At 68.6% G+C, this 14444-nt stretch carries 9 protein-coding genes and 1 riboswitch; of the genes, 5 read left to right on the top strand and 4 right to left on the bottom strand.

Features of this window, described 5'->3' with window-relative positions:
• Nucleotides 1-102 precede the first annotated feature (102 nt).
• Complete coding sequence (locus Q5Z10_RS03420) at nt 103-903, bottom strand: UDP-2,3-diacylglucosamine diphosphatase (RefSeq protein WP_303637946.1); 801 nt, start codon at nt 901-903, stop codon at nt 103-105.
• On the bottom strand, nt 900-2609 hold the full coding sequence (olsF, locus tag Q5Z10_RS03415; RefSeq protein WP_303639131.1) for a bifunctional ornithine lipid synthase OlsF: 1710 nt from the start codon (nt 2607-2609) through the stop codon (nt 900-902). The genes Q5Z10_RS03420 and olsF overlap by 4 nt, the downstream gene beginning before the upstream one ends.
• 324 nt (nt 2610-2933) lie before the next feature.
• Between olsF and metK the strand changes: the two genes are divergently transcribed.
• Both metK and Q5Z10_RS03405 read left to right on the top strand, forming a co-directional pair.
• Entirely contained in the window at nt 2934-4145 is a 1212-nt protein-coding gene (gene metK, locus Q5Z10_RS03410) for a methionine adenosyltransferase (protein WP_012510070.1), read from the top strand.
• A gap of 138 nt (nt 4146-4283) precedes the next feature.
• A complete protein-coding gene (locus tag Q5Z10_RS03405; RefSeq protein WP_303637945.1) occupies nt 4284-4787 on the top strand; it encodes an acyl-CoA thioesterase in 504 nt (167 codons plus the stop codon).
• A 138-nt stretch (nt 4788-4925) separates the two neighbouring features.
• Here the strand turns inward: Q5Z10_RS03405 and ppc are convergent, their stop codons facing one another.
• Both ppc and Q5Z10_RS03395 read right to left on the bottom strand, forming a co-directional pair.
• Complete coding sequence (gene ppc / locus Q5Z10_RS03400; protein WP_303637944.1) at nt 4926-7637, bottom strand: phosphoenolpyruvate carboxylase; 2712 nt, start codon at nt 7635-7637, stop codon at nt 4926-4928.
• 126 nt (nt 7638-7763) lie between these two features.
• Nucleotides 7764-10277, bottom strand: coding sequence for a S9 family peptidase (locus tag Q5Z10_RS03395; protein WP_303637943.1), 2514 nt, complete (start codon nt 10275-10277; stop codon nt 7764-7766).
• Nucleotides 10278-10398: 121 nt separating this feature from the next.
• Nucleotides 10399-10482: riboswitch (S-adenosyl-L-homocysteine riboswitch) on the top strand.
• Between the two features lie 36 nt (nt 10483-10518).
• On the opposite strand from Q5Z10_RS03395, the gene ahcY reads away from it, so the two are divergent.
• From ahcY to Q5Z10_RS03380, 3 genes are all read left to right on the top strand, one after another.
• On the top strand, nt 10519-11964 hold the full coding sequence (ahcY, locus tag Q5Z10_RS03390; RefSeq protein ID WP_303637942.1) for an adenosylhomocysteinase: 1446 nt from the start codon (nt 10519-10521) through the stop codon (nt 11962-11964).
• A gap of 315 nt (nt 11965-12279) precedes the next feature.
• A complete protein-coding gene (locus tag Q5Z10_RS03385) occupies nt 12280-13029 on the top strand; it encodes a lysozyme inhibitor LprI family protein (RefSeq protein ID WP_303637941.1) in 750 nt (249 codons plus the stop codon).
• A gap of 50 nt (nt 13030-13079) precedes the next feature.
• Complete coding sequence (locus tag Q5Z10_RS03380) at nt 13080-14441, top strand: peptidoglycan-binding domain-containing protein (protein WP_303637940.1); 1362 nt, start codon at nt 13080-13082, stop codon at nt 14439-14441.
• The last annotated feature ends 3 nt before the right edge of the window (nt 14442-14444 follow it).

The following is a 14444-nucleotide window of genomic DNA, read 5'->3' as shown; positions in this document are numbered from 1 at the left end:
CGGTTGAAAGGCTCTTTTGTAGCGTCGAGCCATGCTCGACTGTTTTTCGGTCCGACCCCCTCGCATGCGACAGCCGCGCATGGCTCGACGCTACAGGGCATCTCAGGCCGCTTGCTTGGCGCGCGCCCCCGGCAGTTCCACCAGCGTCTGCCCGTTGTGGTCGAGCAGGCGCAGCGACCCGTCGTGGTCCTCGGCCAGCGCGGTCAGGCTCTCCACCCAGTCGCCGTCGTTGGCGTAGACCAGCCCGTCGCGCTCGATCAGCGCGGCACGGTGGATGTGGCCACAGACGATGCCATCCAGCCCGCGCCGGCGCACATCGTCCAGCCCGGCCTGCACGAAACGTTCGATGTAGCGCTCGGCGGCCCCGCTGCGCTTCTTCAGGAACTCGGAGAGCGACCAGTAGCGCATCCCGAGCAGACGCCGCACCGCGTTCAGCGCCTGGTTGCCGGTCAGGATGCGGTAGTACAGCCAGTCACCGAACTTTTCCTGCAGGCCGCCGAAATGGGTGACGCCGTCGTAGTCGTCGCCGTGCGCGACCAGCAGCCGACGGCCGTCAGCCGTGGTGTGGATCGCGCGCCGCCGCACCTGCATCGCCGGCAGCATCAGGCCGCACACCTGGCGCAGCGACGCGTCGTGGTTGCCGGGAATGTAGACGATGTCGGTGCCGGCGCGATGCAGCGCGTGCAGGGCCTGGATCACTTCACTGTGCGATTGCCGCCAGTTGGCGCGGTGGTGGGCCATCCACCACAGGTCGATGATGTCGCCGACCAGGTACAGCCGTTCGCAGCGCAGGCCGGTGAGGAAGCGCGCCAGTTCGGTGGCGTGGCAGTGCCGCGAACCCAGGTGCACGTCGGAGACGAACACCGCGCGCCGGTTCGGCGACAGGGTCGCCAGCGTACTCATGCGGCAGCCCCGGCGTCGCGCAGGTAGCGCTTGCGCTTGTGTGGCCGGATCGCCTGCAGGTCGACTTCGATCAGGCCGTCGATGGAGTCGCTGAAATCGGGATCGACACCGAAGGCCAGGAAGCGGGCTCCGCCCGGCTCGCACAGATCGGTGTACTGGCGGTACAGGGTCGGCACGCCGGTACCGAGTGCCGCCAGGTTGGCCTTGAGCACATCGAACGCGGCGGCGGCGTCCAGCTCGCCGAAACACGGCGGGGCCGCGAAGTACTGGAACGGCCGGTTCGATTCCACCCGCCCATCGGCCACGCCGTAGTAGCGCTGGTAGTAGGCCACCAGCTGCTCGCGCGCCTCGCGTGGCAACGCGGCACTGATCGACACCGCACCGAACAGGTAGCGGATGCCCGGCTGGCATTGCAGGTAGGCGCCGATGCCCTGCCACAGGTAGTCCAGGCTGCGGCTGCCCCAGTAATCGGGCACCACGAAGCTGCGCCCCAGTTCCAGGCCTTCGGCAATCCGGGTGATGGCATCGTCGGAATAGCGGAACAGCGAGGCGCTGTAGAGCCCGGCCAGGCCGCGCCGGGCCAGGGCCTGCGCGCCGCGCATGATGCGGTAGGCACCGGCGATGCGCTGCGCGGCCCCATCCCAGATCACGATGTGCTGGTAGTCCAGGTCGAAGTCGTCCAGGTCGCGGCTGCGGCCGGTGCCCTCGCCTACCTGGCGGAAGGTCAGCTCGCGCAGGCGGCCCAGTTCGTGCAGCAGTGGCGAATCGGCAGTGCAGCTGGCCAGCAGGATCTGCTTGCCGTCGGCGGTCTGCCCGAGCCGGGTCGCCGCGGCGATGGCGGCCGCCACCTGGGCCGGGGCGACCGGCGCCGCCAGCGGCTGGGGCCCCTCGACGCGCCCGTCTGCCAGCGCCGGACTGCGGCCCAGCGCGTACAGCGCGCGGCGCACCGCCAGCAGCTGTTGCCCCGGGTCGCCCTCGCCCAGCTGCATCGGCTCGCCGATGCACAGGCGCAGCGGGCGGCCGCGGCGGGCGAACATCTCGCGGGCCAGCAGGGCGGTACCGGCGGGCTTGAACAGGGTCGAGGCCCCGTAGAACAACGCCGAGTTGCGCGCCTGCACCCGCACCGGCAGCACCGGCGCACCGGCAGCGCGGGCGAAACGGACGAAGCCGCGCTGCCAACGCCCATCGCGGATGCCCAGCAGCGAGAGGCGCGACACCTCGCCGGCCGGGAACACGATCACGCACTGTTCGGCGGCCAGGGCCTGCTCCACCGCGTGCAGGCTGCCGCGCTGCACCTTGCCGCCGAGGATGCGCACCGGCAGCAGCAGCTCCTGCAAGGGCCCGATCGCCCCCAGCAGGTCGTTGGCGATGATGCGGACATCGCGCCGGATGCGGCCGACTGCATCCAGCAGCGCCAGCGCGTCGAGCGCGCCGGAGGGGTGGTTGGCGACGATCAGCAGGCGCCCACTGGCCGGGATCCTGGCCAGCGCGGCCGGGTCCACCTGGTACTGGCCGCCAATGAAGTCCAGGCCTGCGGCAACGAAGTCGAATCCGCGCAGGCCGGCATTGCGGCGCAGGAAGTCCTCGATCCGGTCCAGCCGTGACCAGCGGCCGACGCTGCGCAGCAGGGGCCGGGCAAGCTGGCCGCGGCGGCCATGGAACCAGTCGGGGAAGCGTTGCTGCAAGCGCTGTTCGAGTTCCTGCATGGCGTGTGCACTCATGCCCGGCGGCCGGATTGGCCGAGAGCCTGCGCCCGCCACGCGGCAGGGTTGTTGCGGTTTGGCGGCAGAACGATGACGGCGCGCGGGTCTTCGCGGCCGCGCCAGGCCCCGCGCTGCCGGGCCGGCAATGGTCACGCCCATGGAACACTGGCAGCACACGATCGCCTCGCGATCCCCGCCGGGGCCCGGTACGGCAGGGCACACCACCTTAACCACCGGCAACCCGTACCGGTTCACAATGCACAGGCGGCGCACCCCGTGTATCATGCGCGCCCATCTTTCCATCCGAATCAAAGGATATTAAGCCTGATGTCCAGCTACCTCTTCACCTCCGAGTCGGTCTCTGAAGGCCATCCGGACAAGGTTGCCGACCAGATCTCCGATGCGGTGCTGGACGCGATCCTGACCCAGGACCAGCGCGCCCGCGTGGCCTGCGAGACCATGGTCAAGACCGGCGTCGCCATCGTGGCCGGTGAGATCACCACCAGCGCCTGGATCGACCTGGAAGCGCTGACCCGCAAGGTCATCGTGGACATCGGCTATGACAGCTCCGACGTCGGCTTCGACGGCGCCACCTGCGGCGTGCTGAACCTGATCGGCAAGCAGTCGCCGCACATCGCCCAGGGCGTGGACCGCAAGAAGCCGGAAGAAATGGGCGCGGGCGACCAGGGCCTGATGTTCGGCTATGCCACCAACGAAACCGACAGCTACATGCCGGCGGCGATCCACCTGTCGCACCGCCTGGTCGAGCAGCAGGCCAAGATCCGCAAGAAGAAGAACTCGCCGCTGTCGTGGCTGCGCCCGGACGCCAAGAGCCAGGTCACCCTGCGCTATGAAAACGGCGTGGTCTCGGCCATCGACGCGGTGGTCCTGTCGACCCAGCACGCCCCGGGCATCAAGCAGAAGGACCTGATCGAGGCCGTCCGCGAAGAGATCATCAAGCCGGTGCTGCCGGCCAAGTGGCTGCACAAGGGCACCAAGTTCCACATCAACCCGACCGGCAAGTTCGAGATCGGCGGCCCGGTGGGCGACTGCGGCCTGACCGGCCGCAAGATCATCGTCGACACCTACGGCGGCTGGGCCCGTCACGGTGGTGGCGCCTTCTCCGGCAAGGACCCGTCCAAGGTCGACCGCTCGGCGGCCTACGCGGCCCGCTACGTCGCCAAGAACGTGGTTGCCGCCGGCCTGGCCGACCGTTGCGAAGTGCAGGTCTCCTACGCCATCGGCGTGGCTGAGCCGACCTCGATCTCGGTCACCACCTTCGGCACCGGCAAGATCAGCGACGACAAGATCGAGAAGCTGATCCGCAAGCACTTCGACCTGCGCCCGTACGGCATCATCAAGATGCTGGACCTGGTGCACCCGATGTACCAGCAGACCGCGGCCTACGGCCACTTCGGCCGCAAGCCGAAGGAGTTCAGCTACCTCAACGGCGAAGGCGAGACCGTCAACGCCACGGCCTTCTCCTGGGAGAAGACCGACCGCGCCGCCGCCCTGCGCGCCGACGCGAAGCTGAAGTAAGAAACACGAAGGGCCGCGCAAGCGGCCCTTCTGCTTTCTGTAGCGCCGAGCCATGCTCGGCCTGCTTTTGTCCGCGCCAGGAGCAGTCGAGCATGGCTCGACGCTACAAGGGCGCGGCGCGCCCGATACAATCGCCGCATGTCGACCGAACTGAAAACCCACCAGCTGTCCATGACCGTGCTGATGTCGCCGGAGATGGCCAATTTCTCCGGCAAGGTCCACGGTGGCGCCATCCTGCGCCTGCTCGACCAGGTCGCCTACGCCTGCGCCAGCCGCTACGCCGGCCGCTACGTGGTCACGCTGTCGGTGGACCAGGTGATGTTCCGCCAGCCCATCGCCGTGGGCGAACTGGTCACGTTCCTGGCTTCGGTGAACCACACCGGCACCTCGTCGATGGAGATCGGCGTGAAGGTGGTGGCCGAGGACATCCTCAAGCGCAGCGTGCGCCACGCCAACAGCTGCTTCTTCACCATGGTGGCGGTGGACGAGGAAGGCCGGCCGACGCCGGTACCGCCGCTGCAGCCGGCCACCTCCGACGAGAAGCGCCGCCAGGCCGCCGCGTTGATCCGCCGCCAGCTGCGGCAGGAAATGGAACAGCGCCATCTGGAACTGCTGGCGTCGAACCCGCCGTCGCCGGAGTAGCGCGCTGCCAGGCTTCGGTAGCGCCGGGCCATGCCCGGCCGATGCCGGATCACCCGGTGTTCTGCACGCCCTGCGACACGCCATTGACGCACGCCACCAGGCTTCGGTAGCGCCGGGCCATGCCCGGCGGGTGCCGGATCACCCGGTGTTCTGCACGCCCTGCGACACGCCATTGACGCACGCCACCAGCGCACGCAACAGCTCGTCATCCTCGCGATCACTGGCGCGCCAGCGCTGCAGCAGGTCCACCTGCAGCACGCTGATCGGGTCCACGTAGGGATTGCGCAGGCGGATCGACAGCGCCAGCCGCGCGTCATGGTCCAGCAGGGTCTGCTGCTCCATCAACGCCAGCAGCCAGTGACGGGTCAGCGCAAGCTCGCGCTCGACCTGCGGGAAGAAGCGCCCGTGCAGCTCGCCGGACAGTTTCGAGAACTGCTCGGCAATGGTGATATCGCCCTTGGACAGCACCATCGCGATGTCATCCAGGAAGGTGCGGAAGAACGGCCAGTCACGCGCCATCTCGCGCAGCGTCTGTTCGTGGCCAGCATCCACCGCCGCCTGCAGGCCGCTGCCCACGCCGTACCAGCCCGGAATCACCGCGCGCGCCTGGCTCCAGGCGAACACCCAGGGGATGGCGCGCAGATTGCTCAACGCGGCGTCCTGGCCCAGCCGTCGCGACGGGCGCGAGCCCAGCGTCATCCGCTCGATCACATCGATCGGCGTCGCCGTGCGGAAGTAGTCCATGAAACCGGCCTGGCCAACGAAGGCCCGGTACACCTCGCTGCTGGAACCGGCCACCACGTCCATCACCGGGCGCCAATGGTCCTCGCGCGGTTCGGCCGCGCGCGGGCGCAGGCTGGCGCGCAGCACCGCGCCGGCGGCCTGTTCCAGCGAGCGCAGGGCCAATGCGCGGATGCCGTACTTGCGATGGATCACCTCGCCCTGCTCGGTCACCCGCAGGCGGCCATCGATGCTGCCGCGCGGCGATGCATCGACCGCGTGCGTGGTCTTGCCGCCACCCCGGCTGATCGAGCCGCCACGACCATGGAAGAAGGTCAGGCGGATGCCCGCCTCGGCCGCCACCTCCAGCAGTTCCACCTGTGCACGCTGCAGGCCCCAGCGCGAGGCCGCGATGCCTCCATCCTTGCTGCTGTCCGAGTAGCCGAGCATCACCATCTGCACGTCGTCGCGTGCTTGCAGGTGCGCGCGATAGATCGGGTCGGCCAGCAGGTCGCGCAGGGTCGCGGTGCCGCGCTTGAGGTCATCCACGGTTTCAAACAGCGGCGCGATGTCCAGCGGCACCGTGCCGCCGTCTTCCACCAGGCCGCCACGGCGTGCCAGCGCCAGCACCGCCAGCACGTCGCTGCGGTCGTGCGCCATGGAAATGATGTAGCTGCCCAGCGCATCGCTGCCATGCCGGGCGCGTGCGTCGGCCAGTGCGGCGAACACCGCATCCAGCCGCTGGTTGCCCTCGTCATCCCCCTTGGGCAGCGCCTCCTCGCCGCTGGCATGCGGGCCCAGCCGGCGAGCGCGACCCGGCGCATCCAGCGCCTGCCACGCCTCTTCACCGCCCAGCACCGCCGCCAGCGCGCGCGCATGCACGCTCGATTCCTGGCGGACATCCAACCGCGCCAGGTGGAAGCCGAAAGTCTTCACCCGCCACAGCAGCCGCTGCACGGCAAAACCACCGGCATGCTCGCCACGGTTCGCACGCAGGCTGTCCAGGATCAGCTGCAGGTCGTCGATCAGCTGTTCCGGGCCGGCATAGGCGCCCTCGCCATCGTCCAGCGTGGCCTGCAGGCGTGCGCGCATGCGGTCGTTGAGCAGGCGGTACGGCATGTCGGCATGCCGCGGCCGCGACTGCACCTGCGGCAGCAGCTGCTGGTAGTGCGTCACCCGCGCCTGCAGCGCCTCGCTCACGCCCACCCGCTCGGTGGACTGGCTGAGCAGGCTGGCCAGCTGCAGCAGTTCCTTCTGGTAGCGCCCCAGCACCGCCTGCCGTTGCGCATCCAGTGTGGTGCGGATGGTGCTGGCATCCACGTTCGGGTTGCCGTCCATGTCGCCGCCCACCCAGGTGCCGAAGCGCAGCAGCCGCGGCAACGGCAGTTCCTCGCCATAGGTATCGCGCAGCGCCTGCTGCAGCGATTCGTACAGCACCGGAATCACCCGGTACAGCACCTGCACCAGGTAGAAGCCCACATGTTCGCGCTCATCGTCCACGGTGGGCCGCACCGGCGAGGAATCGGTGGTCTGCCACGAAGCGGTCAGCGCCATGCGGAAGCGCGCGGCATCGGCGGCGGCCTCCCCCGGCGTGCGCTGGCCATCCAGGTTGTCGACCAGGCTGGCCACCATCAGCTGCTCTTTTTCCAGTAGCGCGCGCCGCACCGCTTCGGTGGGGTGGGCGGTGAACACCGGTTCGATGTCGATACGGGGCAACCACTGCGCCAGCTCGTCCAGCCCCACGCCCTGCGCCTTCAGGTGCTGCAGCGCGTCCTGCAGGCCATCGGGCTGCGGCGCGGTGGTGCCGGCCCGCTGGTAGTCGCGGCGACGGCGGATGCGGTGCACCCGCTCGGCGATGTTGACCACCTGGAAGTAGGTGCTGAAGGCCCGCACCATGGTCTCGGCCTGTTGCGGCGCGCGACCGGCCAGCCCCTCGGCCAGCCCGGACAGTGGTGCCTGGTTCTCGCGGCGGGCAATGGCGCGGGTGCGCACGTCCTCGACATCGTCGAAAAACGCGGCCGATACCTGCTCGACCAGCAGGTCTCCGACCAGCGCGCCAAGGCGGCGCACATCATCGCGAAGCGGAAGATCGGGAGTAGCGAATTCGATGCTGCTGCGGTACTCGTTCATCGGCGACGCACAGGCCTCGGTCAACGGATCCAGACCCCAAGCCTAAACCAGAACAGGCGCCGTGCTGCGATGCAAAAATGGTTTCATCTGGTAGTGCCGGTCGCTGACCGGCACTACCGGGTCGGGTCAGCGCTTCTTCTTCGCCTGGCCCTGGTCAGCGGCGCCGATGGTCTGCTCCAGCCAGCGCTCGCTCTCGGCCAGCATGGTCATGATCGACTCGCGTGCGCGGTACGCATGCGATTCGTTCGGCAGCATCACCAGCCGTGCATCGCCGCCCAGTCCCTTCACCGCAGCGAACATGCGCTCGCTCTGCATCGGGAAGGTGCCGGAGTTGTTGTCGTCCGCGCCATGGATGAACAGGATCGGATCCTTGATGTCGCCGGCGTAATTGAACGGCGACATCCTCTGGTAGACGTCCTGCGCCTGCCAGTAGTTGCGCTCTTCGGCCTGGAACCCGAACGGGGTCAGCGTGCGGTTGTAGGCACCGCTGCGGGCGATGCCGGCCTTGAACAGCCGGGTGTGCGCCAGCAGGTTGGCGGTCATGAACGCACCGTAGGAATGGCCACCGATGGCGATGTGGTCGCGGTCGGTCACGCCACGGCGCACGACTTCATCCACCGCCGCCTGCGCATTGGCCACCAGCTGATCGATGTAGGTGTCGTTCGGTTCCTTGTCGCCCTCGCCGATGATCGGCATCGACGGGCTGGCCAGCACCACGTAGCCCTTGGCCAGGAACGCCTGCGGGCCCCAGTAGCTGACCGCGTTGAAGCGGTACGGCGAATCGGTGACCTGGCTGGCCGCGGCCGCGCTCTTGAACTCGCCCGGGTAGGCCCACATCAGCAGCGGGCGCGGGCCGTCGCGCTTCGGGTCGTATCCCGGCGGCAGCAGCAGGGTCGCGGTCAGGTCCACGCCGTCCTTGCGCTTGTAACGGATCTGCTCCTTCTGCACGCCCTTCAGCTGCGGCAGCGGATGCGCGAAGTGGGTCAGCGCGCGCGGCGCGGCGCCGGCATCGGCCAGCGACTGCACGTAGAAGTTGGCCGGCTCGTCCGGGCTCTCGCGGCTCAGCAGCAGCGAGCTGGCCTGGTTGTCCAGCAGTGCCACCGGCGCGGCGTAGCTGGGCGCCTGCGAGTGGAACAGGCGCGTGGCCTTGCCACTGGCGATGTCGAAGCGGTCCACGAACGGGCGGTCGCCTTCTGGCGACGCACCGGCGCCGGCCAGGTACAGGCTGCTGCCGTCGGGGCTGGTCTGCAGCAGCGAACGCCCGCGCGCATCGCTGACCATCAGCGCCCGGCCCGGATCGGCGTAGCGGTCCTGCGCGTCACGATCCCACAGCAGGCGCGGCTCGGTACCGGCATTGTCCGGGGCGATCAACCAGGTCTTGGTCCTGCGGGTCTTCCACCACGATTCGGTCAGCAGTGCGAGATCGCCACGGCCCCAGCTGATGCCGGCGTAGCGACTGCCCAGCTGGGCGACGGTCACCGGCGGCCTGTCGAACGGCGCAGCCTGCATGAACACCGCATCGCGCACCTTGGCGTCCCTGTTCGGGTCGCCTCCGTCCTGCGCTTCGGCCCAGACCAGGGTGGCATCGGCATCACCGCGCCAGCTGATATCGCGCACGCCGGTCACTTCAGCATCGTTGCCGGTCGGCAGGCCTTCCACCAGCGGACGTACCGCCACGGTGTGCACCAGCTTGCCGCTGGCACGGTCGATCACTTCAATGCGGCGCGGGAAGCTGCTTGCCGGCACCACGTACGAGTACGGACGCTGCACCGGCTGGCGCAGCACGAAGCGGCCATCGGGCGACACCGCAAAGCCCATGAAGATGCCCGCCGCGCCGATCGCGCGGGTGCTGCCATCCAGGCTGACTTCCATCGGCTGGGTGGTCGCGTAGTAGTCGAACTGGCGCGCGTCAGCCTCGTTCTTCAGCAGGTCCTGGTAGGTACGGATCGACACCACGCCGCTGCCCTGGCGGGTCTGCTGCACGGCCGGGCCGGTCGGGATGCCATCGGCGGCCGGTGCCGCGCCCAGGTTGGCCGGACGGGTGAACACCACCAGCCCACGGCTGTCGGGCAGCCACTGGTAGCCGCTGCCGATCACCGTGTTCAGGCCAGCAACGAGGCGGCGGGCGCTGCCACCGGCCACGTCCACCAGCCACAGTTCATTGGCGCCACTGGCGGCGTCGACCTGGTTGAACGCCAGCCACTTCTGGTCCGGCGACCACATCAGGCTGGCGATCGAGAGCGTGGCCGGCAGGCCGCTGATCTGCCGCTCCTTGCCGTCGGCCACGTTCATCAGCCACAGCTTCCCGCCGAAGCTGAAGCGGCTGTCGGAGAAGGTGCGCGGATTGATGCGCAGGCCAGCGAGCTTCAGTTCGGGCTGGGCCACCACCTGAATCGACGGCAGCGACGGCATCTGCATCATCGCGGCCACGTCGCGGCGCGGCGACAGGTACAACGAGGGCGCGCGCGGCGCATCGACCACCGCCTGCAGCGCGGCCGAGGGACGTTCATACCCCGCCACATCCTTGGCGGCGGCGCTCGGCAGGTGATCGGCCGACCAGGTCTGGGGGGCCACGGCCAGCAGGGCCATGGACAGGGCCAGGCCGGTCCAGCGCCGGCTGCGGCGCGCGTGCTTGCTCATCGTTGTTCCTGTTGGGATACGTGAAGCCGATGACCTTAACAGGCCCTGCACCTCCCCCCATCTGCCGATGGTTGGGTCATCGGCGTGTCATGCCGGGCGCGCGATATAATGGGCCTTCTCCCCTGCCGAGGGGCGCTGCGACCGGATCCCCTGAGGCCCGGCCAGGCTCGGTAAGGTGGCTGTGCAACAACGGCGCCCGGCTAGATGCGAGCAGCTGCTCGCCCACAACCGGAGCTATTGCATGAATGCTGTTGCCAAGACCTTCTCCACCGAAGGCGACTACAAGATCCGCGACATCACCCTGGCCGACTGGGGCCGCAAGGAACTGGACATCGCCGAGCACGAGATGCCGGGCCTGATGTCGATCCGCCGCAAGCACGCCGCCAGCCTGCCGCTGAAGGGCGTGCGCGTGACCGGCTCGCTGCACATGACCATCCAGACCGCGGTGCTGATCGAGACCCTGAAGGACATCGGTGCCGACGTGCGCTGGGCCTCGTGCAACATCTTCTCCACCCAGGACCATGCCGCCGCCGCCATCGCTGCTACCGGCACCCCGGTGTTCGCGTGGAAGGGCGAGACCCTGGAAGAGTACTGGGACTGCACCCTGGACGCGCTGACCTTCACCCTCGCCGACGGCACCCTGACCGGCCCGGAGCTGGTGGTGGACGATGGCGGTGACGTGACCCTGCTGATCCACAAGGGCTACGAGCTGGAAAACGGCAGCAACTGGGTCAACGAGCCGGCGGCATCGCACGAAGAACAGGTCATCAAGAACCTGCTCAAGCGCGTGGCCAAGGAGCGCCCGGGCTACTGGGGCCGCGTGGTCAAGGACTGGAAGGGCGTCTCCGAAGAGACCACCACCGGCGTGCACCGCCTGTACCAGCTGGCCCAGGCCGGCACCCTGCTGATCCCGGCGATCAACGTCAACGACTCGGTCACCAAGAGCAAGTTCGACAACCTGTACGGCTGCCGCGAGTCGCTGGCCGATGGCCTGAAGCGTGCGATGGACGTGATGCTTGCCGGCAAGGTCGCCGTGGTCTGCGGCTACGGCGACGTCGGCAAGGGCTGCGCCGCGTCGCTGCGTGCCTACGGCGCGCGCGTGATCGTCACCGAGATCGACCCGATCTGCGCACTGCAGGCGGCGATGGAAGGCTATGAAGTCAACACCATCGAATCGACCCTGGGCCGTGCCGACCTGTACGTCACCACCACCGGCAACAAGGACATCATCCGCATCGAACACCTGAGCGCGATGAAGGACCAGGCCATCGTCTGCAACATCGGCCACTTCGACAACGAGATCCAGGTCGATGCACTGGTGTCCTACGCCGGCATCAAGCACGTGAACATCAAGCCTCAGGTGGACAAGTACATTTTCCCGAACGGTAATGCGATCTTCCTGCTGGCCGAAGGCCGCCTGGTCAACCTGGGCTGCGCCACCGGCCACCCGAGCTTCGTGATGTCCAACTCGTTCGCCAACCAGACCCTGGCCCAGATCGACCTGTGGGCCAACAAGGACAGCTACGAGAACAAGGTGTACCTGCTGCCGAAGAAGCTGGACGAAGAAGTGGCGCGCCTGCACCTGGAGAAGATCGGCGTGAAGCTGACCACGCTCAGCCAGGAACAGGCCGACTACATCGGCGTGCCGGTGGAAGGCCCGTTCAAGCCGGACCACTACCGCTACTGATGCCTGCGGTGTGCCGGCCAACGGCCGGAACCGCCGTTGCATGCAACACACGGAACGGGCGCCTTCGGGCGCCCGTTCTGCATTGCGGCGCCACAGACCCGATCCGCGCGCCTTGTCACAGAGCCCTAAGAAAGCGCTTGCTAGGCTTTACCACCCTCGCGGCCCCTGCCGCGGGGTGTTCCGGTGCCCTGCCCGCCCCCCGCGGCCGCCAGGGCCGTTCTCCAAGATTCGCCCATGCCGCCCGCCGGCCATGGGCCAGGACGCAGACATCAAAGGACAGACATGCAGCGCAGCAGTGAACGTATGACCCGGGCCATGAAGCCCCTGATGACCCTGTGCTGGGTGGCCCTGCTGGCCGCCTGCACGCCGCCCACCGGTGAGGCCCAGGCCACCGCACCGGCAGCGGCCAGCGCGCAGCCCAGCGCCGGCAGCCAGGCAGGCGCCGCGCCGGCAGCAGCGGCGGACGCCGCCTGCACCCACGCGGCGTCGCCCGCGCAGACCCTGATCTGCAAGGACCCGGCCCTGACCGGTCTGGACGCCGACCTGGGCAAGGCCCTCGCCGCCGCGCAGGCCAGCCTGGATGCTGCAGGCCAGGCCAGGCTGCAGGCCGAGCAGCAGCGCTGGATCCAGCACACGCGCGACCTGTGCAGCGGCGCGGACTGCCTGCAAGCGGTCATGGCCGACCGCCTGAAGGTGCTGTCGGCCACGCGCGGTGGTCTGCTCGACCAGGACGCCTGCGAAGTGCCCGACGGCCAGCAGCAGTGCGTGGACCTGCTGGTGCTGCGCGACCCCAACAGCCAGCTGGCGAGCCTCAACACGCTGCTGGGTGAGAACGGCCAGGAAGGCCGCCTGCTGGGCTGCACCGCGGCCACCAACATGGGCGGCGGCCCCAACGCCCTGCTGGCCGCCAACTGCATCCAGGAAACCACCGCCGGCAAGCGCACCGTGCAGCTGTGCAGCAACCAGATGGTCGGCCAGTTCGCGCTCGAACCGGCACCAGCCGCCTATGGCGCCCAGGCCACCCGCCAGCTGCTCGGCTTCACCCAGCAGCACTGCGCCGGCTGAGATCGGCCGGGCACGCCCGGCTCCTTATTCCTCATTGAAGGACGATGACCATGGCAACGGATTCCACCCTCACCCGCGAGCAGCTGTCCACGCTGTTCCTGCATACCGAACTGGGCGGCAACACCCGCCACCTGGACCACTTCTCCTACGCCCAGAAAGGCGCCAGCACCTACTCGTTCGGGCTGGTGCAGTTCGACGTCGGCGGCAACCCGCAGGCCAGGCGCTTCCTGCGCGACAACGGCTTCACCGCCGCTGACATCGAACTGCTGTCCCAGCAGGGTGGGCTGAGCAGCCAGCAGCTGGCCGCGCTCGACGCCAAGCTGCAGGCCATCCCGCAGGCGAAGATGGACGAGCTCACCAACGCCAAGCTGGACAGCGCCATCGGCCGCGTCGATGAGGCCATCGCCAAGGTGCGTGCGACCAACCCGGCCGCTGCCGATGCCATCGCGGCCAACCCGGAACTGCAGCTGGCCATGGCCGACTATGACAACCAGTTCGGCAGCATGGGCCCGCAGTTCATCAGCTATCTGGCCGGCAATGCGGAAAAGCTGCAGGGCGGTACCATCCAGGCCGGCAATCCGCCGACCCGTGGCGACGTGCAGAACTTCGTCGATGCCACCAAGTACGGCATCCAGTCGCCGGGCGCCGTGGCCAGCCGCGATGAGCGCTTCGACAGGGCCATGACCCAGATCGGCATCACCCCCACCCATGCCCCCTCGCACGGTTTGCCCGGCACGCCCGGTGGCAACGGCGTGCTGGTCAACGGCAGCAAGGGCGAAGAGGTGCAGGCGATGCAGCAGAAGCTGGCCGACCTGGGCTATGTGGGCAAGGACGGCAAACCGCTGGTCGCCGATGGTGACTTCGGGCCCGGCACCGTGGAAGCCGTCAGGAAGTTCCAGCAGGACCACAACCTCACCGTCGATGGCAAGGCCGGCAGCGATACCCTTGGCGCCCTGGATGCGGCCACGCAGCAGCGCGCACAGGCGGCCGAACAGCAACGCGTTGCCGCCGAGCCGACCATGGCCACCCCGGGGCACGCCGAGAACCCGCGCTACCAGCAGGTCGTGGAGAAGCTGGAAACGCTGGAAGAACAGCGCCGCCAGGGCGGCCTGTCGCCGTTGTTCAACGACCGCAGCCAGCTGGAGAATGCCGCAGGCCAGGTGGCCTACGAATCCAAGGTGGCCGGCATGAGCCAGGTCGACACCGTCGTGGCGCGCCCGAATGGCCAGGGTGTGTTCGCGGTGCAGGGCCAGCTGGGCGATCCTGCCGCGCATCGCACCTACATCGACCTGTCGCAGGCGGTGAACCAGGACCTGCAGGCCAGCACGCGGCAGAGCCAGGCGCTGGACACTGAACTGTCGCAACGGCAGACGCAGGAACAGGTGCAGACGCAGCAGTCGCTGTCGCGCTGAGCG

It is taken from the genome of Stenotrophomonas sp. 704A1 (assembly GCF_030549525.1).
Classification (GTDB): domain Bacteria; phylum Pseudomonadota; class Gammaproteobacteria; order Xanthomonadales; family Xanthomonadaceae; genus Stenotrophomonas; species Stenotrophomonas tuberculopleuritidis.
This window is presented reverse-complemented; position numbering and strand designations above follow the sequence as displayed.

Bases quoted from the DNA above. Each gene is read 5' to 3' on its own strand.
- Q5Z10_RS03420 (WP_303637946.1), bottom strand. From the start codon at position 903: ATGAGTACGCTGGCGACCCTGTCGCCGAACCGGCGCGCGGTGTTCGTC.
- olsF (WP_303639131.1), bottom strand. From the start codon at position 2,609: ATGCAGGAACTCGAACAGCGCTTGCAGCAACGCTTCCCCGACTGGTTC.
- metK (WP_012510070.1), top strand. From the start codon at position 2,934: ATGTCCAGCTACCTCTTCACCTCCGAGTCGGTCTCTGAAGGCCATCCG.
- Q5Z10_RS03405 (WP_303637945.1), top strand. From the start codon at position 4,284: ATGTCGACCGAACTGAAAACCCACCAGCTGTCCATGACCGTGCTGATG.
- ppc (WP_303637944.1), bottom strand. From the start codon at position 7,637: ATGAACGAGTACCGCAGCAGCATCGAATTCGCTACTCCCGATCTTCCG.
- Q5Z10_RS03395 (WP_303637943.1), bottom strand. From the start codon at position 10,277: ATGAGCAAGCACGCGCGCCGCAGCCGGCGCTGGACCGGCCTGGCCCTG.
- ahcY (WP_303637942.1), top strand. From the start codon at position 10,519: ATGAATGCTGTTGCCAAGACCTTCTCCACCGAAGGCGACTACAAGATC.
- Q5Z10_RS03385 (WP_303637941.1), top strand. From the start codon at position 12,280: ATGAAGCCCCTGATGACCCTGTGCTGGGTGGCCCTGCTGGCCGCCTGC.
- Q5Z10_RS03380 (WP_303637940.1), top strand. From the start codon at position 13,080: ATGGCAACGGATTCCACCCTCACCCGCGAGCAGCTGTCCACGCTGTTC.